This window comes from Microbacterium sp. NPDC058389, assembly GCF_042722305.1.
GTDB lineage: Bacteria > Actinomycetota > Actinomycetes > Actinomycetales > Microbacteriaceae > Microbacterium.
Window position 1 is genome coordinate 95755 of sequence record NZ_JBHXJQ010000015.1, and the last position, 24604, is coordinate 120358.

Consider the following 24604-nt stretch of genomic DNA (forward strand, 5'->3'; position numbering starts at 1 on the left):
GGGGGGTGGGGGGTCGGGACTCCGGGCGGGGTGGAGAGGGTGGGGCCCCCCGCCGAGTGGGCGCACACCCCTCGCCGCGCCCCCCCGGGGGGGGTGCGGGGGGGCACCCGCACCGCGGGGCCCCCCGCCTCGTTCCGCACCGTCATGCGACGTTCCTGCAATGATCGTCACGTCGCACCAGCAACCGAGGAGAACCATGGCCGTCGGCATCCGTGATGTCGCCACCCTCGCGAAGGTCTCGGCCGGGACCGTCTCGAAGTATCTGAACACGCCTCACCGCGTCGCACCGGCGACGTCGCAGCGCATCGCGGACGCGATCGATGCGCTCGGGTATGTGCGCAACGACGCCGCACGTCAGCTGCGCGCAGGTCGCAGCCGCACGATCGGGCTCCTGGCGTTCGACATCGCCAACCCCTTCTTCATCGATCTGGCCCATGGCGTCGAGCAGCGTGCGATCGAGCACGGGCTGTCCGTGCTGTTGGGCAACAGCGACGAGAATGTCGACCGCGAATCCCGCTACCTCGATCTGTTCGAAGAGCAGCGCGTCCACGGCGTGCTCGTCTCACCGATCGGGTCGATCGATCGCCGGATCGAGCGGTTCCACCGGCAGGGCATTCCGGTCGTCCTCCTCGACAAGATGGGCGATCCGACCGTGAGCCCCTCGGTCTCCATCGACGATCAGTCCGGCGGCCACATGGCCGTCGCCCACCTGATCTCCCGCGGGCGCACGCGCATCGCCTTCGTCGGAGGCCCCGAGGGGATCCATCAGGTCGATGACCGCCTGGCAGGTGCCCGGCTGGCCGTCGCGGAGAATCCCGGTGTGACGCTCGAAGTGATCCCCGTCCAGACACGGGGCGTCGAAGAAGGCTCCCGCGTCGCCGAGTCTCTGCTCCTGCGACCCCCGGCCCAGCGCCCCGACGGCATCTTCGCCGTCAACGACCGGCTCGCCTTCGGTCTGCTGCAGACGATCGTCACCGAGGGGAACGTCCGCGTTCCCCACGACATGGCCGTCATCGGCTACGACGACATCGAGTTCGCGGCGGCCGCTGTCGTGCCGCTGAGCTCCATCCGCCAGCCGCGCGAGGAGTTCGCCGCGGCAGCCGTGGATCTTCTCGTGGGGGAGGACCTGTCGGGCGACGAGGCACAGCACCCGCAGATCGTGCTCAAGCCTCAGCTTGTCGTGCGCGCGAGCACCAGCCACGCCCGTTGACAGGTCGCGTCCCGCGGTTCATCGGAACCGCAGGACCACTGCCGCCGGCGCCGGCAATGCGATCTCCAGGGAGTCGCCCGCCAACTCCCAGGTCGCATCCGTCTGGAGTGGGAAGACGGGTTCGATCCGACCTCCCCTGGGGAGGAGGTTCGCGACCGGGATCGAAATGCGGTCGGCGGATTCGGGGTTCCGCCGCCAGACGGTGAGGTATCCGCCCTGGGCGCCGACGAGCCCCGCCGCGATCCAGGCGTCCTCCCAGCCTGGAAGGCCGAGCGGCCACGTGGACTGCAGGTCGGGCAGCTCGCCGCGCACACCTTTGTGTGCGGCGACGAACGCGCGCACCCGGTCCAGCTCGTCCTCGGTCATGCGGTCGAGGTGCCCAGAGAGGATCGGCCGCCGCAGCACGCTGTTCGCGAGCGTCACCGTGGCGACAGCATCCGACATCCCGTGCTGGGGATACGACCAGACACCGGCCTGCTCGGGTGGCGCCATGGTCGTCGCGCCGGCCGCGATCGGGACGCAGCGCAGCGCGTCCTGCTGGTCGCTGGTCGACAGCAGCGCGAACCGCGAGACCGTCAGCCAATCCGCCCGCATCCCGCCCGACGCGCAGTTCTCGATGATGAGTCGTGGATGCCGCGCGTGCAGTGCGTCTATCCAGTCGAGGAATGCGCGAGAAGCGGCGAGCAGTCCGTCTCCAGCACTGACGGAGTGGTGGTCGGTTCCTGATGCCGGGTTGACGTTGTAGTCGAACTTCACGTAGCCGAGGCCGTAGTCCGCGACCAGTCGGTCGATCACGGCGTCCATGCGCGCGACGACGGCCGGATGCCGGAAGTCCTGCTGATACCGTCCGCTGGCGACGAGCCGGTGCCCGTGTCGGCCGAAGAGCGCGTCATCGGGCAGAGTCGCCGCGATGGGGCTGTGGATGCCGATCACTTCCGGTTCGAGCCAGAGCCCCGGAGTCATCCCCTGGGCGCGGATGGCGTCGAAGATCTCCTCGAAACCACCGGGGAACCGCGTGGTCGAGGCCTCCCACGCCCCGACTGTGTCCCACCAGCCGGGTTCGTCCGAGTACCATCCGGCATCGACGACGAAGATCTCCGCGCCGACCGAGCCGGCGGCAGCGATCAGCGGCAGAAGCTTTTCCGTGGTCGGATCGGCGTTGAGGGTGTTCATGTAGTCGTTGTAGATGAGTGGCATCCCGGCGTCGCCGGCGTACGCGCGGCGGTCCACCCGGCGGTGCTGGGTGAGGCGCGCCAGCGCCCCTTCGAAGCCGTCGGCCGACCACGCGAGACTGGTCGCGGGGGTGACGAACTCGTCGCCCTCGCCGAGAACGATCGACCACTGGTGCTCGACATCGGTCGGTCCCGATGTGACCAGCCGCAACGCCCCCGCCGACGACGGGCCCTGGCCCTGCGACAATTCGAATCGCCACCCGCCGTTCGACTCGACCTGCCAGAGCAGCGCGTCGCCGCTGGAGAGCTCCAGTGCGCCCATGGGCAGGTGCTCGCCGGTCGACCACGTGCCTCGCCCGGTGCGCGCGAGGCAGCCCCGCGGAGCTGCTCCGAAGTGGGCGGCCATGTCGACCTCGGGTTCGCCGAAGTCGGTGAATGTGCCGGACCGCCAACGCGCTTCGGCGAGCCAGTCGTTGTCGGCGAGACGGATGATCGTGTCTTCACAGTTCCACGCGTCGTCGGTGAGCGCCGCGCTGCTCACGAAGAGCACCGGGATGGCGGGTCCCGCACCGACGTGCGTCAGCCGGGTCGAGGTGCTCACCACGCCGGATCCCGGACGCATCGCGTAGCGGGCCGTGGCGCGGAGCGGCGAGTCGGGGTCGCGGAGGTCGACGTCGAGCACCATGACGCCATCGTCGATCGTCGTGCGGTGCGCGACGTACCGCATGTCCAGGCCGAGTTCGGTGGCGTCGTAGCGGGAACCTGCGTTCTTGCTGCGATCGGCCGTGATGATCTCCACCAGCGGCAAGGCCCGTTCGAATGCGCCCGAGGGCCGCGGCGCGACGAAGCCGGTCAGCCGGATGCGGTCCTCGGGATCCACCGAGAAGGTCAGCCGAAGATCACCCTCACCCCAGGTGAAGTCCCGAGCCGTCATGCCCGTGACTCCGCATCGGCGATCGCCGCAGCCAGGGCGTTCTTGCCGTCGAGGACGACTTCCAGCATGGCGCTGGCGGCGGCATCCGCCTCGCCGCGGGCGATCGCATCGGAGACGCGCAGATGACGTGCGGCATCATCCGCGAGATCGACTGTCAGATGGTCGCCGTGCTGCTGGATCTCGAAAGCGATCTTCATGAAGTCGGCGACCAGCAGCCCGAACCGCGCGAGCAGCGGGTTGTGGCTCGCGTCGTACACGGCGAGATGGAAAGCCACATCCCACTCGGGGTACGCCACGGGGTCGTCGACGCTCGCGGCGAGGGCGGACGCGGCGCGCGACAGCGGGCCGAGCTCGCGGATCGTCGCCCGCGTGGCAGCAAGGCGTGCGGCCGCCGGTTCCATGATCTGCCGCAGCTCTATGAGGGCATCCATCATCCCGCCGGCTTCGCCCTCGCGGTGCGCCCAGGTGAGCAGATCGGAGTCGAACACGTTCCAGAGCGCTCGCGGACGCACCTTCGTCCCCGTCTTGGGGCGGATCTCGATCAGGCCCTTCGCGGCGAGCACGGTCATCGCGCCCCGCACGGTCGTGCGGCTCATACCGAACTCAGCGCACAGCTCGTCTTCGCGGGGGAGCACAGCGCCTTCCGCGTAGCGGCCGGCGACGATCGCCCGTCCGAGCGATTCGATGATGACGCCCTGAAGCCCTCGGAGGGCGTACCCGGGACGCTCCGGTGTCGGAAGCCGTCGATCGCTCACGATGCCATCCTCCGCGCTTCTGCCTCGGTCTCTGCGATGTGCGGGCTGTCGAACACGTAGCGTCCGTCTATGAGGATCTCGATGACGCGTTCGTACGGCGTGAGCGCGTCGACGTCCACGTCGACTCCCAGCCCAGGACGCTCGGGGGCAGCCACGGTCCCGTCCGCGGCGAAGGGAACGTGCTGCGACGTGATGTCCACAGCGAGCTGTTTCGGCTCTGCCGGGTACTCACAGATGGTGTGGTGCTCGAGACCGGCGTATGGCTGCAGCGAAGCCGACAGAGCCAGATGAGAAGTGAAGGTATGGTTCACGAACGTCACACCGCGGACGTCCGCGTAGCGTGCGGCGCGGTAGGCAGGCGCGATGCCGCCGATGCGTCCGGTGTCGATCTGCAAGAACCCGACCCGCCCGTAGTCGACCAGGTTGCGCGCCATCGCCTCGTTGTGCGCGGCCTCCCCGCCGGCGACGCGCACGCTCTGCGCCTTCGCGGCGAGCAGGGCGTGCGCGGCGTACTCGAAGGGCTCGAACGGCTCCTCGATCCAGGTGGCGCGCACCGCGTCGAGCAAGGGAAGTCGCCTGAACGCGGCATCCGGATCCGAACCCCACACCTGCCCGGCGTCCACGAACAGCAGGCCGTCATCACCGAGCGCTTCCCGCGCGGCGTGCAGCTGATCCGCGTCGTCGGACGGCGAACCTGTGCCGAAGGGGCCCCATCCGAACTTCACTCCGCGGAATCCGCGCCGCACCTGCTCGCGACCCTTCTCGAGAGTCTCTTGGGGGGAGTCGCCGAACAGCACGGACGCGTACGGGGTCTTCGCATGCGCACGCGTATAGCCGAGAAGGCGCCACACCGGTTCTTCGCGGACCCGGCCGAGCAGATCCCACAGCGCGATCTCGATCCCCGAGAAGGTGTGCGCGGCCTGCAGCAGGTCCATGCTGTTGCGCCTCACCAGTGCGGCGATGCGGTCGATGTCCTCGGGGGTGTCGAGGCGTTCCCCGATGACGGACGCCGCGACGGGCTGGCATGCCCCGTGCGACCGCGGTGTGACGAACGCCGCGACGGAGGGGAGCGGCGACGCCTCGCACTCGCCCCAGCCGACATGACCATCGGCGGTGACGCGAACGAGAAGCGCATCCTGACTGCCGTCGGCTTCGAGGGTCACCACCGGCATGCTCAGGTAGAAGAAGTCCACACTGTCGATCCGCATCGTCGTCGAACCTTTCGAAGGAGACGGACAATCAATTCATATTATCAAAAGGCCGAAATCCGGTAGTCGACCTGGAGCGGATGCCGCGGGGACAGGGTGACCGTCGTCGCAACGCCCCCGCGCGCGATCGGGTTGTCGGCGATCGACACGTCGGCGGGCAGATCGAACGCGCTCGCGATCGGCTCGACGCCGAGACCGCGGAATCGGCCGCCCCAGGGGGCGTCGGTCAACTGGCGGTCAGACCACCAGAGCAGCACCGACGGGAGTACGTCACGCTGCCAGTCGAGAGTCACGCCGTCTCCGCCTGACCACCGCAGGCGAACGGGCGGCGTCACGTCGAGGAGCTGGACGACCTCCTCGGCCCGCTCGGCGTAGGGCGTCGTGGAGAGGTCGACGCCGCCGACCTGTGTCAGGTGCGAGAAGGTCGTGTCACGAGGGATGAGGCCGCTGCCGCCGTCGATGAGCGCCGGGTAGGTGCGACCCTGCCGGAAGTCGGCGTCGATGCTCAGCGTCTCTCCGGGCTGCGGGAGTCTGAACACCGGATGGAGCCCCAGCGGCGTCCGGTGGGCACGGCGCGCATGGATCCGCAGAGAGAACTCCACGGTGGGCTCGCCGTCGACGCCCGCGATCGTGCGCTCCAGCCGGCGCACCGGATCTGGCTCCGGGAGCTCGAGCGCGAGTGTGACCCCCGATGTGTCGCGCTCGACGACATCCCACTCGCGATCGGCCGCCGCGCCGTGGGGATGCGACTGAGTAGGTGTCGGGGCGCCCCCTCCGGCCGCAAGCCAGTCGGGTGGGGCGTCCGAGGGAAGCGGTGCCGATCCGAACGGAAGGCAGACGAACTCCCCACCGAGGACCCGCAGATGGCCGGGGAGCCCGGCGACGCCGGGATCGTCTCGATCCCACGGCGCAGCGGCGAACGGCATCACCCAGCCGCGTGCTGTGCGCAGCCGAGCTGAGCGGAGCATGGCGGCGATCGGGCTGATCCGAACCTCGCCGTGCGACCAGCGCAGGACGATGTCGTCGGCGTATGCGCGCGGCGAACGTGGCATGCTTCATCTCCTCGAACCTGCTTAGGTAATATCTAATGCCAATCAACCATCGGAGTCGATGATGACGGAATCTCAACGGGTCGCGCTTGTCACCGGCGGTGCGAACGGCATCGGCGCGGCGATCGGCGCCCTCCTGGCATCTCGAGGGTTGCGCGTCGTTCTCGCCGATCGCGACGAGCGAGTGCGCGAGACAGCAGATCGCATCGGGGGCGACGCCATCCTGATGGATGTCGCGGATCCGATGTCGATCGCTGCGGCCGAGATCGCTGAACTCGACGTCCTCGTCAACTCCGCCGCCATCGCTCCGACGTCGGGACTCGGCGACGCGGGGCTGCTGGACGACTTCTCTCGTGCACTCGACGTCAACGTGCGTGGCATCCTGGCGGTCGTCAGCGCGCTCCTGCCCCAACTGCGCCGATCGGCGTCGCCACGAATCCTCAACATCGGCTCGGTGCAGGGATCGGCTGCTGCGGCGGGCGGCATCGCCTATGCCACGAGCAAGGGGGCAGTCAACAGCCTGACTCGGGCGCTCGCCGTCGATCTCGCGGACGCGGGAATACTGGTCAACGCGCTGGCGCCCGGCTTCACCGACACGGCGATGGCCCTGCTGCCCGACGGTACGAGTGAGTACGACACCGAGTGGTTCCGGTCGGTGTACGTGCGGCATGGGCGGGTGCCCCTGCGGCGCCCGGCCGCGGCCGAAGAGATCGCTGAGGCTGCGGAGTTCCTCGTCTCGGAGAGGAACACCTACGTGACCGGCGCGATCCTCCCGGTCGACGGCGGCCTTCTCGCCACCTTCTGAATCCCATGCTGATCCGTCATGCGTCTGCTCCGAGCGTGGACTCGCGTGCCATCACTCGCGGTGGGCGCTGTTCCATCGGCGGCGTGGCGTTCGTGCTGGGCTCGACCACGGCGAGGATGCGAGCAGCGACATGGGCGGCCGCAGCGTGAAGGTCCAGGGAGACGCTCGACAGCGTCGGGAACACGAGCTCTCCGAGCGGGAGGTCGTCGACACCGATGATCGCAAGGTCGTCGGGGACGCCGACGCCCAGGCGGCGACTCGCTTCGAGGATCGTGATCGCTTGCACGTCGCCGTATGCCGCGACGGCGGTGATACGGGGACGTGCCCGGGTCCAACTCTGTACGGCGATCCGCGCCTGGTCGGCGTCGATGTCGACCGTGGAGACCGTCACCTCCGCCAGCCCTCTTTCGCGCGCGGTCTCGATCGCCCCGGACCGCCGAGCCCGTGCGGTGCTCTCCTCTTCCCGTGTCATCACGGGCATGGCATAGGCGATGTGGCGGTGGCCGAGATCCGCGAGGTGCTCGACCTGCGCGCGGCCGACGGCTTCCTGATCGACGGCGCGGTCGGTGTCGGTGCCACCGGTGATCAGGCCGGCGACGGTCGGCACGCCGGCTCGCTCCAGCGGCAGCAGCTCTTTCGGGTCCAGGGCGTCCCAACTCACGACGCACGCGGGGTCGATGTGGCGCCACAGCTGGATGAACTGGTCGCCGTCGCTCGGGCGTTCGAGGAAGACGCAGGTGAATCCGGCCGTCATGAGGCTGTGACTGAGATCGCGCTTGAACTGTTCGATCACATCGGCGGCGGGACCCGCGGGGGAGACGCAGACGACCACCCGGCTGCGGCCGGAGGCGAGCGCACGGCCACGCGCCGACGGCACGTATCCGAGATCTGCGATCGCCTGCTCGACGCGGTGCCGGGTGCTCTCCGGGATGTGGTCCGCGCGCCCGTTGACCACGAAGCTCACGGTCGTCGCCGAGACGCCGGCCGCCGCTGCGACGTCTTTCAGAGTGACGCGTCTCATGCGCTCCATCCTCGCGGGTTCGTCCGATGCGCCGCGCTCGATTCATTTGACAGTGCCCGAACGCCTGCCTACTCTGCATCTAGTAAAGCGCATTACTAAAGCGCAACGCACACCCGATGGGACCGAAGATGCACGCCACTCCTCGAACCGCCGACTCCACCTCGAGCCTCGCGACGGGATACGTCGCGCCGGGGTTCGAGGCGGTGCGCGATGCGTTCGCCCTTGCGGCGAGTGTGGACGACGCAGGGGGCTCCGCCCTCAGCATCGTCCGTGGTGACACCACGATCGTCGACCTCGTGGCGGGCATCGCCGACCCGGGAACGCGGCGCGCATGGGATGGTGACACCCCGAGCGTCGTCTTCTCCGTCAGCAAGGCGGTGCTCGCGATCCTGGCGCTGAAGCTCATCGAGGCCGGTGAGCTCGGCCTGGATTCCCCCGTCGCCCGGTACTGGCCGGAGTTCGCCCAAGCGGTCAAAGCCGAGATCACGGTGCGAGAGGTGCTCGCACACCGTGCCGGCCTGATGGCACTCGATGCCGACCTCACGGCGGAAGATCTGGTTGCCGTCGCACCGGTGCTCCGCGCGATCGAGGTCCAGACGCCGTTGTGGACCCCGGGAACCGCGTTCGGCTATCACGCCCTCACTTACGGCTGGATCGTCGGCGAGATCCTGCACCGGGTCAGCGGCGAGAGCGCCGGCACGCTGGTTCGCGAGCTCATCGCCGAGCCGCTCGGCGATCTCGACATCACCCTGGGCGCGACTGACGACGTGCTCGCGCGGCGCGCTCCGCTCCTCCCGCCGCTGCTCGAGTCCCCACTGCCGATCGATCTCACCCCGAGCCTGCAAGAAGCATTGCAGGCAGCCTCGGCGCCCACGGCAGTCCGCTCCCTGTCGATGGGAGGCGCGATCGCCGACATCGCAGACCCCGCAGCGCTCGTCACGGCCCTGAACGAGCCCGACCTCCTGCGCGCCGGAGTCCCCGCCGCAGGTGTGATCGCCTCGGCGCGCGCCCTCGCCCAGATGTTCGCCGCCTGCGTACGAGACGACGACGCCCTGCTGAGCCCCCGCTCCCGCCAGACCGCGCTGCGCTCGCTGCCGGACGTTCCCTGCTGGGGAGGCCTCGCTCCCCGCACGGCGCGGTTCACCACGGGCTTCCTCCTCAACAACGAGGCCGACAGGCGGATGCTGTCCCCGACGTCCTTCGGCCATGACGGTGCCATCGGACAACTCGCGTTCGCCGACGTCGACAGCCGCATCGGTTTCGCGTGGACCACCAACCGGCAGATCGGCCCCGTCGCCGCAACGCGAAGCACGTTGATCGTCGACGCGCTGCGTTCCTGCATGCGCCAGGGCTGACCCTTACTCTTCCTCCTCGCCACGCGAGCCGATCTCCAGGACGTCGACGATGAAGCGCGCTCCACTCCCGCCCGAAGCCGCCACGGCGGCCGCCCGCCCCGGGGCATCCGCATCCGGTCCGGCGACGCGAGCTCCTCGCGTCCCCGGCACATTCCTCGCGGTCTACGCGCTCGTATACGTGGGGTTCTGGATCGCCAACCAGGCCCCGCTCGTGATCACCCTCGCCGTCCGCGTCGACGCGCTGGTGCCGGAAGCGGACCGCGCCGCGACACTCGGGCTCATCCTGGGCGTCGGTGCGTTCGTCGGCCTCATCACCAACCCCGTCGCCGGCCGGCTCAGCGACCGCACGACGGCGAAGTGGGGCCAGCGTCGTCCGTGGATCCTCGTCGGCGCCACCGGCACGCTCGGTGGGGCCGCCGTGATGGCGTTTGCGGCCGACGTGCCGACGCTGCTCGGTGGGTACTTCCTCACCAGCGTGTTCGTCAACATCCTGGGCGCAATGCTGATCGCGATGATCGCCGACCAGATACCGGAGCGCCAGCGCGGCGTCGCCTCGGGAGTGGCGGGGATCACCCTTCCGATCGGCCTCGTCGGTGGATCGTTCCTCGTGCAGGTGCTCGCCCCCGACATCGTGCTGATGTTCCTCGTCCCCGGCTCCTTGGCGTTCTTCCTTGTCCTGCCCTTCCTCTTCACGCTGCGCGACAAGCGCCTCGAGAAGTCGGATCGCCCTCCTTTCGGGATGCGCGATCTGGTGCGGACCTTCTACGTCAGCCCACGACAGCACCGGGACTTCTCATGGGCTTTCACCAGCCGTTTCCTCGTGCAGCTGGCGGCAGCCTTCGTCACCACCTACCTCGCCTACTACCTCATCGACCACCTCGGAGCGAGCGCCGAGTCGGCTCCCAGCCTGGTGTTCCAGGGGCTGCTGGCGTTGTCGATCGCCACCATGGTCGCCGCTCCGCTGGGCGGCAAGCTCTCGGATCTGCTCCGACGCCGCAAGATCTTCGTGCTGCTGGCCGCAGTGATCTTCGGGATCGCGTTCTTCATGCTTGCATCCGGCTCGACGGTGCCCGCGTTCCTTGTCGCGATGGCGGTCGCCGGCGTCGGGTACGGCGCCTACAACGCCGTCGACCTCGCCCTGGTCACCGACGTTCTGCCCGACCCCGAAGACACCGCGAAAGACCTCGGTGTGTTCAACATGGCGGCCACGCTCCCGCAGACGCTCGCGCCCGTGCTCGCGCCGATCATCCTGGCAATCGGTGACGGCTCGTACGGCGTGCTTTACACCGTCGGCGGAGTCTTGGGACTCCTCGGAGCGATTGCGATCCTGCCGGTCCGGAAGACCCGATGACCATTCGAATCCAGGAAGGAACACCATGAAGCTCTTGCGAATCGGCCCGCCCGGGGCTGAGCGGCCGGCCGCGCTCGTCGACGAGGACCACTATGTCGACCTCTCCGACGTCGCCACCGACTTCGACGAGGAGTTCTTCGGCTCAGGCGGGTTGGAGCGCATCGCGCCGATCGTCGCTCAACGGGTTGCGGGCGGTGGCGCCCCACTGGGGCGTCTCCGCGTCGGCTCGCCGATCGCCCGCCCCCACCAGATCATCTGCGTGGGCCTCAACTACGCCGACCACGCCGCGGAGTCCGGCCAGCAGGTGCCCGATGAGCCCATCCTCTTCACCAAGTCGCCCAACACCCTCGTCGGCCCCGACGATGACGTCCGCATCCCCCGCGGATCGACCAAGCCCGACTGGGAGGTCGAACTGGGCATCGTCATCGGCAAGCGCGCCCGCTACCTCGACTCGCCGGCACAGGCCCGCGAGCACATCGCGGGCTGGGTGGTCGTGAACGACGTCAGTGAACGCGCCTTCCAGATGGAGCGAGGCGGACAATGGCTCAAGGGCAAATCCGCCGAGACGTTCAACCCTGCTGGGCCATGGCTGGTCACCCAGGACGAGATCCCCGATGTCCTGGACCTGGGCATGTGGCTCGACGTGAACGGAGTACGCCGACAGACGGGCTCGACGGCGACGATGATCTTCGACCCGTACTTCATCGTTCACTACATCAGCCAGTTCATGGTGCTCGAGCCGGGTGACCTCATCAACACCGGCACCCCGCCCGGCGTCGGGCTCGGGTTCGACCCGCAGATCTGGCTGAAGCCCGGCGACGTCATGACGCTCGGAATCGACGGCCTCGGCCAGCAGCGTCAGACAGTCGTCGGGCCGCGCTGAAACTCCACGACCGCTTCCGGATCCACCAAAAGAGAAAGCATGACCCGCGCCCTCATCACCGGCGGAGCCAGCGGCCTCGGCGCCGCCACCGCCGCTCGTCTTCGTCAGGAGGGCATCGACGTCATCACTGTCGACCTGGCCGGCGCGTGCGACATCGTCCTGGACATCACCGATGACGCCGCCGTCGCCGCAGCGGTAGGTCGACTCGGGCCCGTCGACATCCTGGTGAACTCCGCGGGCATCGTCGGGCCCAACATGCCGCTTGTGGACACGACGACGGCACAGTGGAAGAGCGTGCTCGACGTCAACGTCGTCGGTACCGTCACCATGATGCGCGCTGTCGTGCCGGGGATGGTGGAACGAGGCTGGGGACGCGTAGTCAACATCGCCAGCATGGCGGGCAAGGACGGCAACCCGAATCTGTCGATCTACTCCGCGTCGAAGGCCGCCGTGATCGGGCTCACCAAGTCGGCTGGAAAGGAACTCGCGACGACGGGAGTGCTGGTGAACGCCATCGCACCGGCGGTGATCGCCACGCCCATGAACGACGACACCGCGCCCGAGGTTCTTGCACACATCACGAGCCTGATCCCCATGAAACGCGTGGGCCGCGCCGAAGAAGTGGCCGAACTCATCGCGTGGCTGGTCTCCGACAAGGTCACGTTCTCGACCGGCGCCGTATACGACATCAGCGGGGGACGGGCGACCTACTGAGTCTCACGCTCCGGCGCGTAAGAATCGCGTGAACCCGAGCATCCGCGAGCGTGCCGGAACCTTCGCGAACGTCGCCGCGAGCCTTCTCGGATCAAGGCAACTCATGGCTCGTCGGCGACCCGTACCCCGTGCTTGTCGAGGATGGCGAGCAGCGCGGGGATCCCATCGGTGTGCGTCCAGCGCTCTGCGTGGATGCCGGCGAGCCTCGCGCCCTCGACATTCGCCGGCTGGTCGCCGTGGAAGATGACCGCGTTCCTGCTCATCGACCGATGCCGACGGTGCCGGATGCACCCGGCGGCTCGCGAGCGCCAGGCGCCTATGCGAGCTGGACGATGCGGACGCGCCGGGATCGCACGACGAGCCGGAGCCGCCGGGCTCGTGCGAGGGCGACGCAGGCGACCGTCCCCGCGATCAGCGGTGCACCTCCCGCCACCACGAACGCGGTCTGGACGCCGAACGACTCCGCGATCGAGCCGATGATGATGCCGCCGAGCGCCTGCCCGCCCGTCACGGTCATCAGATAGAAGGACATCACGCGGCCTCGGATCGCCATGTTGGTCGAGAGCTGGGTCAGCGACTCCGCCGCGGTGGCGAATGTCAGGCGCGAGATGCCGATGCCCACGACGGCGGCGAGGAACAGTCCGTATGTCGGGGCGATGCCGGCGAAGGCGGTGACGGCGCCGTACAGCATCGTGGCCAGCACGATGGTCCGCAGACGCAGGACCCGCCGACGCGTCGACAGCACCGCGCCGATGAGGGCCCCCAGGGCGGCGAGCGAGCTGTAGAGGCCGTAGCCGGTCGCGCCGGTGCCGTACGTCTCGTCGGCGGATGCCGTGAAGAGCACGGGCAGATTCATCCCGAACACCGCGACGACGGCCAGCATGAGGAGCGGCCAGATGATGGTGGGCTTGCCGATCGCATAGCGCAGCGCCTGCCGGATCTGGCCCTTGCCGCGTGGCGCGCCGATGGCGCGCACGAGTTCACCCGGGCGCATGAATGCGAGCGCCACGACCGCGATGAGGGATGCCGTCGCATTGACCGCGATGGACCAGCCGGACCCGACGACGACGATCAGCATGCCGCTGAGGGCGGGGCCGACAAGTCCCGAGAAGTGGAACACCGCGGCGTTGAGGCTGATCGCGTTGCGGAGGCGATGGGTGCCCACCATCTCCGAGACGAAGGCGGAACGGCTGGGACCGTCGATCGCCATGGAGGTGCCGGTGATGAGTGCGACGGCGAGCACCTGCCAGAGCATGCACTGTCCCGTGAGGACCAGCACGGCGAGCAGGGCGTTGGCGACCGTTCCGATCGACTGTGTGATCATCAGTGTCCGGCGCCGCGAGAAGCGATCGGCGATGACGCCGGCCCACGGCCCGAGCAGAAGCGTGGGGGCGAACTGGAGGGCGACCACCAGGCCGACCATCGCGACGTCGCCGGTCAGTTCGAACACCAGCCAGTCGATCGCGATCCGCGCCATCCAGCCGCCGACATTGGCGAGCAGCATCGACGAGACGTACAGCCGATAATTGCGCGCGCTCAACGCGCTGAACGTCTCGCGCCACCCGCGTCGCCCTTCGAGGACCGGGATCGGCGCCGTCGCCGTCTCGACCATCAGATCCGTAGGGGCGGGCGGGGCAGGGTCGCGCGTGGTGCTCACCCATTCGACGCTAGCCACGGCGAACAGATTGCGATTGAGAATCGCACCTATCAATGTCATTGGATTCTTCAATAGACTGATCCCGGTCAAGGAGGTCGCGTGTTCGATCCGCAGCTGTTGCGCAGCTTCGTCGCCGTGGCCGACACGCTGAGTTTCACGCGTGCGGCCGAGATCCTTCGGCTCAGCCAGCCGACCGTGAGCCAGCAGGTGCGCAAGCTCGAGACGGCGGCCGGTCGTCAGCTGCTGGTGCGCGACACCCGGAGGGTGGCGCTGACCGACAACGGCCAGGCCATGCTCGGGTTCGCTCGCAGCATCCTCTCCGCGCACGACGAGGCGGCGTCGTACTTCACCGGATCCGCGATGCGCGGCCGGATCCGTTTCGGGTCGGCGGATGACCTCGCGCTCACCCAGCTGCCGAAGATCCTTCGCAACTTCCGCCAGCTGTATCCGCAGATCAATCTCGAGCTCACGGTGGCGCAGAGCGGTTCACTTGCCCGGCGCCTTCGCGCGGGGCAGCTCGACCTCGTCTACGTCAAGCAGGAGTCGGGGGCGCCCGAAGGCCGATTGGTGCGCCGCGAGCGTCACCTCTGGGTGGCGCATCGCTCGTTCACCATGGACCCGGAGGGTCCCGTCCCACTGATCGTCTACCAGCCGCCCAGCATCTCCCGCGCGGCGGCCATCGACGCCCTCGAGGGCGCGGGTCGCAGCTGGCGGATCACCTGCAACGTCCGCGAGGTCAACGGGGCCACCGCCGCGGCGCGCGCGGGACTGGGCGTCGCGGTCTTTCCCCGGACCATGGTGCCCGAGACGCTCGATCTCGCTCCCGCGGCGTGGGCGCTGCCGCAGCTCAGCGAGGTCGACTTCGTGCTGCTCGACAATCCCCGTGCCGCCCGCGCCCCTATTGAAGCCCTTGTGAACGCGATCGTCACGAGTCGCTGACGCACCACGGCGAGCGGGAAGGCGAACTGACCGCGGCGCCTTCGCGCGGGGTGGTTCAGCGCGCCGTCGGGTCGCCGTCGTCGCGCCCGGCGCCGGCATCCCTCTGCTCGGCTTCGACCGCCCGGTGGATGTTGCCGTGGATGTGGTCCGCCCCGAGCAGCTCGATCACGCCCTCGCGATCGAGCACTGCGCGCGGACGCGGCTTCAGCCGGGTCAGCCGCAGCTGCACGCCCGCGTCGCGGGCGAGGGTCACGACGTCCGCCATCGATGCCGCACCCTGCGAGTCGATGAAGTTGATGCCTCCGCAGTCGAGGACGATGCCGGTCAGCTCGGGCTTGGCCTGGATGACCTCGCGCACGCGGTCCTCGAGCGCATCGGCGGTGGCGAAGAAGAGGCCGCCGTCGAAGCGGACCACCGCCACCTCGGGCACCACCTCGTCGTCCGGGAACGTGTCGACCTCGCGGAAGACCTGGGTGCCCCGTTCGCGGCCGAGGGTCGGCATCTCGGGGTGCGTGGCCACGGCGATGAGCCACACCAGCGAGAGCCCGATCCCGATGATCACGCCGGCGAGCACGCCGAAGACCAGGGTTCCGAGGAGTGCGACGACGGCGATCCAGAAGTCGACCTTCTTCACGCGGAACAGCCGGCGCATCTCCGGGAGGTCCATCATGCCGCTGACCACGGCCTCGATGATCAGCGCGGCGAGGACCGCCTTGGGCAGGTCGGAGAAGAGCGGGGCGAGGATCAGCAGTGTCAGCAGCACGGTGACGCCGGAGGTCAGCGACGCCACGCCCGTCTTGGCTCCCGAGCGGTCGTTCAGCGAGCTCGCCGACAGACTGGTCGAGACGGGCATGCCCTGGAACAGCCCCGACCCGATGTTGGCCATGGACTGGGCCACCGACTCCTGGTTGATGTCGATCTGATAGCGATGCTTGGCCGCGAAGGTGCGCGCGTCGCCCGCGGTCTGTGAGAAGCCGATCATGACCAGCGCGACGGCGGCCAGGGCGACGGTGCCGGCGTGTTCCCACAGCAGCTGCAGGTCGGGCACCTGCAGCGCGGGCAGGCCCCGCGGCACGTCCCCGACCACCGCGACGTCCTTGGCGGAGAGGTCGAAGAGCGCCGAGGCGAGCAGTCCCCCCACCACGAGCACGAGGGCGCCGGGAACGCGCGGTGCGATCACCCGGAGTCCGAACACGACGACCAGCGAGATGATGCCGACGAGCACGGTCGTGGGGTGTGTCCCGCTGAGCGTCCCGAACCATGACCACAGTTCCTGGATCGGGTTGGCGCCGGTCGTCTCGGTGCCGGTGAGCTTGGGGAGCTCCCCGATGACGACGTCGATCGCCGCGCCGAAGAGGAAGCCGGTGACCACGGCTCGTGAGAGGAACTGGGCGATCCAGCCCATCCTGAAGACGGCGAGCAGCAGGAACAGGATGCCGGAGGCCAGGGTGATGCCGGCGACGAACGACGCGACGTCCTGCTCCCCGACGATGCTCGCGGCCAGCACCGCGCTCGCCGCGACCGCGGCGAGTCCCGAGCTCGGCCCCATGGAGATCTGCCGGCTGGTCCCGAAGATCGCGTAGAGGACCGCGCCTGCCGCGGCCGCGTAGAGGCCGTTCTGCAGCGGAACGCCTGCGATGCCGGCGTACCCGAGGTTCTTCGGGACGATGAGAGCGGCGACGGTGACGCCGGCGATCACGTCGGGGCGCAGCCACGCGCGCTGATACGACCGGAGCTGGCCGATGATCGGGATCCGGGTCGGACGCTGACCACCTGTCGTCACCATGGCCATGTCTTACCGCATGGCCCGGCCGTCGGACAAGGTCAGGGGCAGACGCGGACCCGGCGTCCCTCATACGCGACGACGTCGCCGAGCTGAAGCTGTCGACCGCGGCGGCGATCCACTTCGCCGTTCACGCTCACGTAGCCGTCGATGATGGCTTCTTTGACGTCCCCGCCCGAGTCGAGGAGCCCCGCGAACTTCAGGAACTGTCCGAGGCGGATGCCCTCACCGCCGATGGAGACGTCGTCGATCGGATCGGGGCTGGTCACCCTCGAATGCTAGCCGACCGGCTGCGAGCGCCCACGCGACGGGGGCTCTTGACAGTGATTCCCCGCGGCGAGGACCATGGCACCAGAAATGCGCCTTCCGGGCTCGCGGACGCTGAGGGACCTCGAGCCACACCCCGGCGGTGCGACCGCCGACCGGGCTCAGGAGTGTCTGCCGAGCTGTGGGGGTCACGGTGGATGAGAATCGCACGCTCGCGCGGCGTGCGCTGGTGCGCACGCTGTGCAACCCGCGAACCGCCCCCACCTGCCATCCGGTGGAGGAATGACAATGGGGGGAAACGGTGCTTCGCATCAGCGCTTCTGGCTGATGATCGCGCTGGTGGCGACCGTGCTGGGCGGGGCGGTCCTCGCGGTGTTCATCACGCTCGGGCCCGCTCCGGAGCATGTCATCAACTGGGGCGATGCGTTCCTGCTCGTGGGTTACATGTTCGCCGCGATGGCCGTGGCCGGCGTGGTGGGGTTCGTCTTCGGCATCCCGCGGGCGCGAGTGGTCGCCCCGCCGGTCAACGGTGAGGCGGCGCCGCCCGACAAGTGGTCGAACCTCCGGTTCGAGCCGAACTCCAATCTCGAGCAGATCTCGGACTGGCTCACGAAGATCCTGGTGGGTGCGGGGCTGGTGCAGCTCGCCGCGGTGCCGGGCTTCCTTCGCGAGCTGGGCGTGTACCTCGGCGATGGGCTCGGTGCCGTCGGCCCGGCCGCGTCCGTTGCGCTCGTGCTCTACGGGGTCGGAGTCGGGTTCCTGCTCGCGTACCTGTGGGCACGACTGCGGCTGCGCGTCCTGCTGGAGACGAGCGAAGTCGATGCGCAGGAGGAATCCGTGCGGGACACCGTGGAGCGCGGGCTCTCGCAGGCCAACCGGCAGTCGTCCAAGGACGCCAAGCGTGACAATCGTCGGGATATCCGGCGGACAGCAGAGTTCGCCGATGAAGTCGCGGATTCTGTCGGCGCCTTCAAAGCGGTGCTGTGGGTGGACGACCACCCCGCCAACAACCTGGAACTGATCAACACGATGCGCGAGATGGGGATCGAGGTGCGCATCGCCACGTCGACCGATCAGGCGCTCCCGATGGTGACGGCCGACGTCGGCCTGGTGATCACCGATCTCGGGCGGTTCGAAGGCGGGCAGGACGTGCCCTTCGCCGGGCAGAACCTCATCGAGCGGCTCGCAGCCCGTGAGAGCCGCCCGTACACCATCGTCTACGCGAGTCGACGGGGCGTTCAGAACCGGGACAGGCTGCTCGCTGCCGGCGCCGACTTCGTCGCTTCGTCGCCATCAGAGTGCCTGTATCAGGCGCTGCGCGCGCTCGTGGGTGAGGAACGCGCCAGCCGGTGGAAGGTGCCGTGAAGGCACCTCGGTCGATCGGGCGACGAGGATGTGATGAACGACTGGATACGTGCGCCGCAAGAGCGGGATGGGCAGTACCGCGCCGCGAACGAGAAGATGATCGGCCGCGTCATCGAGGGGCTCGATGTCGACGGCGGCGGATCGACGGGCGGTGGTGCGCGCGTCGTCTTCAACACTGCCAGCGAACATGTACCCGACATCCTCGAAGGCGGATACAAGAACACGTATGACCTGGGCTCGCGGCCCCGACGCGTGGGAGACGAACCTCCTCAAAGCCGACGCGAGCGGGTCGACGACGCCGTCGTCGCCGCCGTAGAACGCAAGACCGGGCAACATCGTCAGCTCACGCCTGGTGACCTGTACTTCGGCGCGGTCGAGGTGAACGGCTCCGGCATGCGGTACTACGGCGACATCTGCCTGGTGCTGCGCGAGGTCGATCCCGATCAGGTCGTGCTGTACCGCAACTCGTACGATCTCGTCCGAGAGCCGCTCCGATCGATCGCCGAGGACGATCCGGGGCTCATGGCGGACGAGGCTGTCCTGCTGGCGGGGAGCTGGGCGGACGTGCCGGAGATGGTGATCGCCAAGCTCGACGACACGCTGGGCATGCCGCTGCGGCGACTCCTCACGACGGCAGCCGTGTCGGCAGGCGTCATGGACGACGAGGACTATCTCGAGGCGCCGGTGACCCACTCCTTCTCGAAGGCCGACATCGCCGAAGCGCGGACCACGGCCGCGGACGCGGCGATCGAGGGGATGATCGCCGAGCGATCGGACCGAGGTCCTGCGCCGTCGGTGACCGAGCTGATCTGGCGAGCCTCACGCCGGACCGCTGTGCGGGCGCTGCTCGACGCCGAGATCCCGGTCGTCGTCGCCCACCACGGGAGGCAACGCGCATGAGCACGGCATGGTTCATCGACGCGCTCGATCCCGACGCGGGGATCGCCTTCGCGAGCTTCCGCAGCCCTGAGATCACGATGCCGTCCGTCGTGGTGGACGTTCCCGCCATCCACATCTCCGCGCCCGACTTCTCTGTTCATCAGCTCACGGGCCGGGGCCTCGGCCTCGCCGCGACGCGCGGCTCGTTTCAGGCCGGGCTGTTCCTGGAGGGACGGGAGCTCGGATTCGCGCTGCCTTCGGACCTCGTCGAGTTCGTCCGGCGCGCCTACATCGGTCGGGGTGGAGGAAACACGACGCCCGGCGCGCCGGAGCGGCCGGCACCGTTCGGGCCCTCCCCACGGGTTCCGGACGGAGAAGAGTTCGGAGCGGGCGAGAGGCGTCTTGACGACCTGCCGTGGCGCGCGACGGGAGATCCTCGTGAAGATCCTCATGGGGGGCGTGGCGCCACCGACCTCTTGAGCGGATATCTGGAGGCCTTCGTCGACGCGTCCCAGCGGACCGACTATCGCAGTCTCACAAAGGACGGCGTCGAGACGGTGATCGCGACCTCTGTCAGGGCGGAGAGCCTCCCTGCCGCCGACCCGACACCCATGCTGATGAGCGGAATCGACGAGATCCTCTCCGAATTGCTCGCGCGAGGACCCTCGCCGTCCGCACCGCAGGCGATGTGGGATCTCGCCGTGGATCGGATCGGGATGACCTGCCTCCGGCTCGGCCTGGACGACGTGTTCCGTCAGATCGTCGCCCGCTTGTCGTCGATCCCGAGCTCGCCGCGTGCTTACAGAGGCTTACCGGCGGTGTTCGGCGAGCTGGAGGACCGCTTCGACGATCTCGCTCGCTGGCCGGTCGCCGATTCCGTCGCACGGGCAGTCGGCCTCCCGGTCCCCTTCGCCACGGTCAAGGACCTCCTCGTGACAGCGGTGAGTGCGCCGACGCGGCTCAGAGCGCTTCCGCCAGATCGGATGCCGATCGTGGTGTTCGCCGCTGTCCATCTGCAGCCGTTCGGCTCGCCGCTCGTGTCCGATCGCGCGAGCAAGGCCCTGAATCACCGTGAGCTGATCGTCGAGCAGTCCTGGCTCTGGCTCCGCGCTCAATTGCCGCATCGTGCATTCGCACCAGAGGTGGAAGCCCTGCTGCCCCCGCCGGGGGAGGAGCGCGGATCGGTCGTGATGGTCTGAGGTCGAGATATCCCTCGCACTAGGTTGAAGCGGTGGAGATCCTGCATGTCGCCCATCGCTCCGACTGGGAGCGCGCCCGGCGCGACGGGCGCTACACCGTGTCGACCCGGGGACGCGACCTCGACGAGGTCGGCTTCATCCACGGCTCAACGGCTGCGCAGGTGAGCGGTGTCGCGGAACGGTTCTACCGCGACGACCCTGAGACGCTCGTCGTGCTGGTGATCGGCGTCGACCTCGTGCGCGCGGACGGCACGGAGGTCCGCTTCGAGGACGGCGGCGACGGGCAGGAGTATCCGCACATCTACGGCCCGGTGCTGCCGTCGCACGTGATCCGGGTCGAGCCGGCCGGCTTCATCGACGGCGTGTTCCGGTGGGGCGTCGATCCGTCGCTTCCCGGCGTGCGATGACGAACTCCGACGTGACGGTCGCGTACGGCGCGCGGGCGGGCGAGTACATCGACCTGTTCGGAACGATGGATGCCGCGCACGAGGCCGACCGCGCGCTCATCCTCGAGTGGGCTCGCGGCCTCGACGGGCCCGTGTTCGACGTGGGGAGCGGCCCCGGGCACTGGACGGACTTCCTGGCGCGCAACGGCGTCGACGCCGAGGGCATCGAGATGGTGCCGGAGTTCCTGGCGCACGCCCGCGCGCGGTTCCCCGACGTGCCGTTCCGCGCCGGGCGCCTGCCCGACCTCGACCTGCCGGATGCGTCGGCCGCCGGCATCCTGTCGTGGTACTCGCTCATCCACCACGGGCCGGACGAGCTGCCGGCCGCGCTCGCGGAGCTCGCCCGGGTGATCCGGCCGGGTGGCGGACTGCTCGTCGGATTCTTCACAGGGGAGCGTGTCGAGGCGTTCCCGCACGCTGTGGTCACCGCGTACTACTGGCCGATCGAGGAGCTGAGCCACCGCCTGGAGGACGCGGGCTTCCGGGTGCTGACGACGAGCTCACGGGCGGACCCTGGCGTGCGGCTGCAGGCGGCCATCATCGCCGAACGGGCGGGATCGGCGGGCTGACGCCGGACGCGGTTCAGGCCCAGAGCTCCTCGTGCCGCCACTCGTCGACGGTGCGCTCATACCGCAGCCGCAGGTGGTTGCGCGTCGGGGCGCCCTGCCAGAACTCGACGGCGAACGGGCGGACGCGCCACAGCGTCCACGCCGGCGACACGCGCCCGGGATCGCCCTCCAGCGTCGCGAGGTTCTCGGCGACGAGGCGGTCGCGTTCGGCGATGTCGGTGAGCGGCGCGCTCTGCCTGCCGGCGAGGGCGATCGCCTTTGCGGCGGGATTGCGCGCACGGAAGTCGGCGGCCGATTCCGCGGCGCTCGCCGCGGCGGCGACCCCGCGGATGCGCACCGAACGCGCGAGCGGCGTCCAGTAGAACGTGAGCGCGACGTTCGGGTTCGCGTGCAGCTGGGCGCCTTTCGCCGACTCGCTCCCGGTGGCGATCTCGAAGGCGCCGTCGTCGGTCACGTCCTTCAGCACCAGCACGCGCGCATCGGGGCGACCGTCTTCGTCGACCGTCGAGAGCGTCACCGCGTGCGGCTCGGCGATCCCGGCATCGAGGGCGACGCCGAGCCACTCGCGGAACAGCTGCTGCGGGTCGTCGGGAGCGGCCGACGGGTCGAACGGGGGAGCCTCTCCGACGATGGATGCCTCGGCCCGGAGTCGATCGCGAAGAGTGCTCATCCGCCCAGTGTGTCAGCCGGGTCTCCGTCCGGCGCGAGCATGTCGGCCCGCCCGGCCAGCAGTTCCCGTTCGCGCGGGTTCGGCGCCAGGGAGGCCGCTCGGCGCAGCTCCACGGCCGCCGCCCACGCGTCTCCCAGCTCTCGCAGCAGGTCGGCGCGCACGGCGGCGAGCAGGTGGTGATCCGCCAGCTCCGGCGAGTCGGCCAGTTCGTCGAGCACCCGCAGTCCCGCCTCGGCCCCGTCGGCGCGCCCGACGGCGACGGCGCGGTTCAGCGTGACGACCGGCGACGGCGCGATGTGCGCGAGCAGCCCGTAGAGCTCGGCGATCGACCTCCAGTCCGTGTCGTCGGCGGTGCGGGCGTGCGCGTGGGCGGCGGCGATCGCGGCCTGGATCGCATACGGACCGGGGACGGGGGCCAGTTCGCGGGAGTGCAGCAGGAAGCGGAAGCCGCGGGCGATCAACAGCTGATCCCATCGGCTGCGGTCCTGATCGGCGAGACGGACGGGGGCACCGCCGGCATCCACTCTCGCGGGCAGTCGCGAGGTCTGCAGCTCGAGCAGGGCGGCGAGGCCGTGGACCTCGGCGTCCGTGGGCACGAGCTCGGTCAGCATGCGGGCCAGTCGCAGCGCCTCGAGGCACAGCTCGGGGCGCACCCAGTCGTCGCCGACGGAGGCGGCATGCCCCTCGGTGAAGATCAGGTAGACGACTTCGAGGACGCCGCCGAGGCGCTCCTGCCGCTCTGCGGCGGCGGGGACGGCGGCGTCGAAGCCGTCCGCGGCGAGTCGCCGGCGGCCGCGGAGGATGCGCTGGGCGACCGTCCGCTCGGGCACGAGGTAGGCGTGGGCGATCTCGCGCGGCGTGAGCCCGCCCACGAGCCGCAGGGTCAGCGCCACCCGCGACTCCCGCGGCAGCGACGGATGGCACAGCGCGAACAGCAGCCGCAGCACGTCGTCGGCGATGCCCTCGTGCTCGGTGATGAGGTCGAAGTCGTGACCGCCGTCGTCGATGTCGGCGCGGGCGCGCTGCCTCTCGTCATGGGCGACCGCGCCCAGCTTCTCGTCGAGACTCACCGCCCGGCGGATGCGATCGATCGCGCGATGCTTCGCCTCCAGCGTCAGCCAGGCGGCCGGATTCGGGGGGATGCCGGCGGTCCGCCACTTCTCGATGGCGGCGACCATCGCGTCCTGGAGGCTGTCTTCGGCGAGCCCCACATCACGGGTGGTGCGGGAGAGGCCCGCGATGATCCGGGCACCTTCGAGGCGGAAGACCGCCGCGACGGTGCTTCCGGGGTCGCGGGCCGCGGTCACTCCGGCGTCCCGAACACCGGCCGCACGTCGCCTTCGCCGTCGCCGACGACGCTCCAGAACCGGCGGGCGAGCTGCAGCGCCTCCTCGTCGGAGCGCGCCTCGATGAGCGCGAAGCTCACGATCGTCTCCTTCGCCTCGGCATAGGGGCCGTCGGTGATCGAGAGCTCGCCGCCCGCCGACGATACGTGGAAGCCCTGGCCCAGCCCGCCGGTGGCCAGCAGCACCCCTGCGCTCGCCATCTCGCGGATCAGTGCACCCATCTCTGCGAAGAGGGCTTCGTCGGGCGCCGGGCCTCCGCCGTTCGTGGTCATCAGATAGCGCATGGGGACCAGCATCCACCCGTCGAGAAATCCAGACCAGGCCGGTGTCGCAATCGGGGTTCGCCGTTCGGTGTGTGAATAGGAGGGCGATCGAACGGATCGCCCGCACACGAACAGGACGAGAAGATGCGAAAGATCATCGTGGGAGAGTTCATCTCGCTGGACGGCGTCGTCGAGGCGCCCGAGCAGTGGCACATGGCGTACGCGAGCCCCGAGATGTTCGGGGTGATGTGGGGGCTGAGCGATTCGTGCGACACGACGCTGCTCGGCCGGGTGACGTACGAGGGCTTCGCCGCCGCGTTCGCGCACGCGCCGGCCGACGACCCCATCGCCGCCAAGATGAACAAGAACGCGCGTGTGGTCGTGAGCCGGACGCTCGACGAGCTCGGCTGGCAGAACTCGACGGTCCTCGACGGCGACCTCGAGTCCGGGGTCGCCGCGCTCAAGGCGTCCGAGGGTGGCGACATCCTCACGACGGGCAGCACCAGCGTCGTGCAGGCGCTGCTGCGCGCGGGGCTCGTCGACGAGCTGCACCTGCTGGTCCACCCCGTCACGGTGGGCGAGGGGCGTCGCCTGTTCGACGGGGATGCCGCTGCCTCGTACACCCTCGACGACGCGACGGTGCTGCCCCAGGGCGTGATCCACGCGGTCTACCGCCCGGTCGCCGCCTGAGCCGCGCGGCGACGGGACCCGCCCCGCCGTCCCCGCCCGGCCCGGCCCCCAGGACGGCCACCAACACAGCACAA

The 24604-nt window shown here is 69.4% G+C and carries 25 protein-coding genes; 13 read left to right on the forward strand and 12 right to left on the reverse strand.

Features of this window, described 5'->3' with window-relative positions; translation table 11 throughout:
• Positions 1-196 precede the first annotated feature (196 nt).
• Positions 197-1210: a LacI family DNA-binding transcriptional regulator gene (locus ACFWJ8_RS17175; protein ID WP_378813815.1), complete on the forward strand. Its 1014-nt coding sequence runs from the start codon at positions 197-199 to the stop codon at positions 1208-1210.
• Between the two features lie 18 nt (positions 1211-1228).
• Here the strand turns inward: ACFWJ8_RS17175 and ACFWJ8_RS17180 are convergent, their stop codons facing one another.
• Genes ACFWJ8_RS17180 through ACFWJ8_RS17195 form a run of 4 tightly spaced genes read right to left on the reverse strand, consistent with a single transcriptional unit; the run spans position 1229 to position 6331 of the window.
• Complete coding sequence (locus ACFWJ8_RS17180; protein ID WP_378813817.1) at positions 1229-3316, reverse strand: glycoside hydrolase family 36 protein; 2088 nt, start codon at positions 3314-3316, stop codon at positions 1229-1231.
• Entirely contained in the window at positions 3313-4071 is a 759-nt protein-coding gene (locus ACFWJ8_RS17185) for a FadR/GntR family transcriptional regulator (protein ID WP_378813819.1), read from the reverse strand. The genes ACFWJ8_RS17180 and ACFWJ8_RS17185 overlap by 4 nt, the downstream gene beginning before the upstream one ends.
• A complete protein-coding gene (locus tag ACFWJ8_RS17190) occupies positions 4068-5279 on the reverse strand; it encodes a mandelate racemase/muconate lactonizing enzyme family protein (protein WP_378813821.1) in 1212 nt (403 codons plus the stop codon). Before ACFWJ8_RS17190 ends, ACFWJ8_RS17185 begins: the two co-directional genes overlap by 4 nt.
• A gap of 44 nt (positions 5280-5323) precedes the next feature.
• Complete coding sequence (locus tag ACFWJ8_RS17195) at positions 5324-6331, reverse strand: hypothetical protein (RefSeq protein ID WP_378813823.1); 1008 nt, start codon at positions 6329-6331, stop codon at positions 5324-5326.
• 61 nt (positions 6332-6392) lie between these two features.
• On the opposite strand from ACFWJ8_RS17195, the gene ACFWJ8_RS17200 reads away from it, so the two are divergent.
• A complete protein-coding gene (locus ACFWJ8_RS17200; RefSeq protein ID WP_378813825.1) occupies positions 6393-7133 on the forward strand; it encodes an SDR family NAD(P)-dependent oxidoreductase in 741 nt (246 codons plus the stop codon).
• Between the two features lie 16 nt (positions 7134-7149).
• Here ACFWJ8_RS17200 and ACFWJ8_RS17205 read toward each other — a convergent pair whose 3' ends face one another.
• Positions 7150-8154, reverse strand: coding sequence for a LacI family DNA-binding transcriptional regulator (locus ACFWJ8_RS17205; protein ID WP_378813827.1), 1005 nt, complete (start codon positions 8152-8154; stop codon positions 7150-7152).
• A gap of 116 nt (positions 8155-8270) precedes the next feature.
• On the opposite strand from ACFWJ8_RS17205, the gene ACFWJ8_RS17210 reads away from it, so the two are divergent.
• From ACFWJ8_RS17210 to ACFWJ8_RS17225, 4 genes are read left to right on the forward strand one after another with little or no spacing between them, the layout of a single operon-like run.
• Entirely contained in the window at positions 8271-9509 is a 1239-nt protein-coding gene (locus tag ACFWJ8_RS17210) for a serine hydrolase domain-containing protein (protein ID WP_378813829.1), read from the forward strand.
• Between the two features lie 49 nt (positions 9510-9558).
• Positions 9559-10860 (forward strand): MFS transporter, encoded by a 1302-nt coding sequence (locus tag ACFWJ8_RS17215; RefSeq protein ID WP_378813831.1) that lies wholly within the window; start codon positions 9559-9561, stop codon positions 10858-10860.
• 25 nt (positions 10861-10885) lie between these two features.
• Positions 10886-11743 carry a fumarylacetoacetate hydrolase family protein gene (locus ACFWJ8_RS17220; protein ID WP_378813833.1) on the forward strand — a complete coding sequence of 286 codons (858 nt, stop codon included), beginning with the start codon at positions 10886-10888 and terminating at the stop codon, positions 11741-11743.
• Between the two features lie 39 nt (positions 11744-11782).
• Positions 11783-12457, forward strand: a complete 675-nt coding sequence (locus ACFWJ8_RS17225) for an SDR family NAD(P)-dependent oxidoreductase (RefSeq protein WP_378813835.1) — start codon at positions 11783-11785, stop codon at positions 12455-12457.
• Between the two features lie 101 nt (positions 12458-12558).
• Here ACFWJ8_RS17225 and ACFWJ8_RS17230 read toward each other — a convergent pair whose 3' ends face one another.
• A complete protein-coding gene (locus ACFWJ8_RS17230) occupies positions 12559-12720 on the reverse strand; it encodes a hypothetical protein (protein WP_378813837.1) in 162 nt (53 codons plus the stop codon).
• A 53-nt stretch (positions 12721-12773) separates the two neighbouring features.
• Positions 12774-14114, reverse strand: coding sequence for an MFS transporter (locus ACFWJ8_RS17235; RefSeq protein WP_378813839.1), 1341 nt, complete (start codon positions 14112-14114; stop codon positions 12774-12776).
• A 99-nt stretch (positions 14115-14213) separates the two neighbouring features.
• On the opposite strand from ACFWJ8_RS17235, the gene ACFWJ8_RS17240 reads away from it, so the two are divergent.
• Complete coding sequence (locus tag ACFWJ8_RS17240; RefSeq protein WP_378813841.1) at positions 14214-15053, forward strand: LysR substrate-binding domain-containing protein; 840 nt, start codon at positions 14214-14216, stop codon at positions 15051-15053.
• A 55-nt stretch (positions 15054-15108) separates the two neighbouring features.
• On the opposite strand, the gene ACFWJ8_RS17245 is transcribed toward ACFWJ8_RS17240, so the two are convergent.
• Together ACFWJ8_RS17245 and ACFWJ8_RS17250 are read right to left on the reverse strand one after the other, a co-directional pair.
• Positions 15109-16839, reverse strand: coding sequence for a SulP family inorganic anion transporter (locus tag ACFWJ8_RS17245; RefSeq protein WP_378813843.1), 1731 nt, complete (start codon positions 16837-16839; stop codon positions 15109-15111).
• A 38-nt stretch (positions 16840-16877) separates the two neighbouring features.
• Positions 16878-17105, reverse strand: a complete 228-nt coding sequence (locus tag ACFWJ8_RS17250) for an RNA-binding S4 domain-containing protein (protein ID WP_378813845.1) — start codon at positions 17103-17105, stop codon at positions 16878-16880.
• Positions 17106-17391: 286 nt separating this feature from the next.
• On the opposite strand from ACFWJ8_RS17250, the gene ACFWJ8_RS17255 reads away from it, so the two are divergent.
• The 5 genes from ACFWJ8_RS17255 to ACFWJ8_RS17275 are packed head-to-tail and all read left to right on the forward strand — an operon-like array spanning position 17392 to position 21561.
• The gene (locus tag ACFWJ8_RS17255; RefSeq protein WP_378813847.1) at positions 17392-18468 is read left to right on the forward strand and encodes a hypothetical protein; all 1077 of its coding nucleotides are present in this window, start codon (positions 17392-17394) and stop codon (positions 18466-18468) included.
• 33 nt (positions 18469-18501) lie between these two features.
• Positions 18502-19368 carry a hypothetical protein gene (locus ACFWJ8_RS17260; RefSeq protein WP_378813849.1) on the forward strand — a complete coding sequence of 289 codons (867 nt, stop codon included), beginning with the start codon at positions 18502-18504 and terminating at the stop codon, positions 19366-19368.
• A complete protein-coding gene (locus tag ACFWJ8_RS17265; protein ID WP_378813851.1) occupies positions 19365-20546 on the forward strand; it encodes a hypothetical protein in 1182 nt (393 codons plus the stop codon). Before ACFWJ8_RS17260 ends, ACFWJ8_RS17265 begins: the two co-directional genes overlap by 4 nt.
• A gap of 32 nt (positions 20547-20578) precedes the next feature.
• Positions 20579-20953, forward strand: coding sequence for a DUF952 domain-containing protein (locus tag ACFWJ8_RS17270; RefSeq protein WP_378813853.1), 375 nt, complete (start codon positions 20579-20581; stop codon positions 20951-20953).
• A complete protein-coding gene (locus ACFWJ8_RS17275) occupies positions 20950-21561 on the forward strand; it encodes a class I SAM-dependent methyltransferase (protein WP_378813855.1) in 612 nt (203 codons plus the stop codon). Before ACFWJ8_RS17270 ends, ACFWJ8_RS17275 begins: the two co-directional genes overlap by 4 nt.
• Positions 21562-21574: 13 nt before the next feature.
• On the opposite strand, the gene ACFWJ8_RS17280 is transcribed toward ACFWJ8_RS17275, so the two are convergent.
• From ACFWJ8_RS17280 to ACFWJ8_RS17290, 3 genes are read right to left on the reverse strand one after another with little or no spacing between them, the layout of a single operon-like run.
• Complete coding sequence (locus ACFWJ8_RS17280) at positions 21575-22231, reverse strand: pyridoxal 5'-phosphate synthase (RefSeq protein WP_378813857.1); 657 nt, start codon at positions 22229-22231, stop codon at positions 21575-21577.
• On the reverse strand, positions 22228-23538 hold the full coding sequence (locus ACFWJ8_RS17285) for an RNA polymerase sigma factor (protein ID WP_378813859.1): 1311 nt from the start codon (positions 23536-23538) through the stop codon (positions 22228-22230). Before ACFWJ8_RS17285 ends, ACFWJ8_RS17280 begins: the two co-directional genes overlap by 4 nt.
• Complete coding sequence (locus ACFWJ8_RS17290) at positions 23535-23849, reverse strand: YciI family protein (protein ID WP_378813861.1); 315 nt, start codon at positions 23847-23849, stop codon at positions 23535-23537. Before ACFWJ8_RS17290 ends, ACFWJ8_RS17285 begins: the two co-directional genes overlap by 4 nt.
• 135 nt (positions 23850-23984) lie before the next feature.
• Here ACFWJ8_RS17290 and ACFWJ8_RS17295 point away from each other — a divergent pair, with 135 nt between their 5' ends.
• Positions 23985-24530 carry a dihydrofolate reductase family protein gene (locus ACFWJ8_RS17295; RefSeq protein WP_378813863.1) on the forward strand — a complete coding sequence of 182 codons (546 nt, stop codon included), beginning with the start codon at positions 23985-23987 and terminating at the stop codon, positions 24528-24530.
• Positions 24531-24604: the final 74 nt, after the last annotated feature.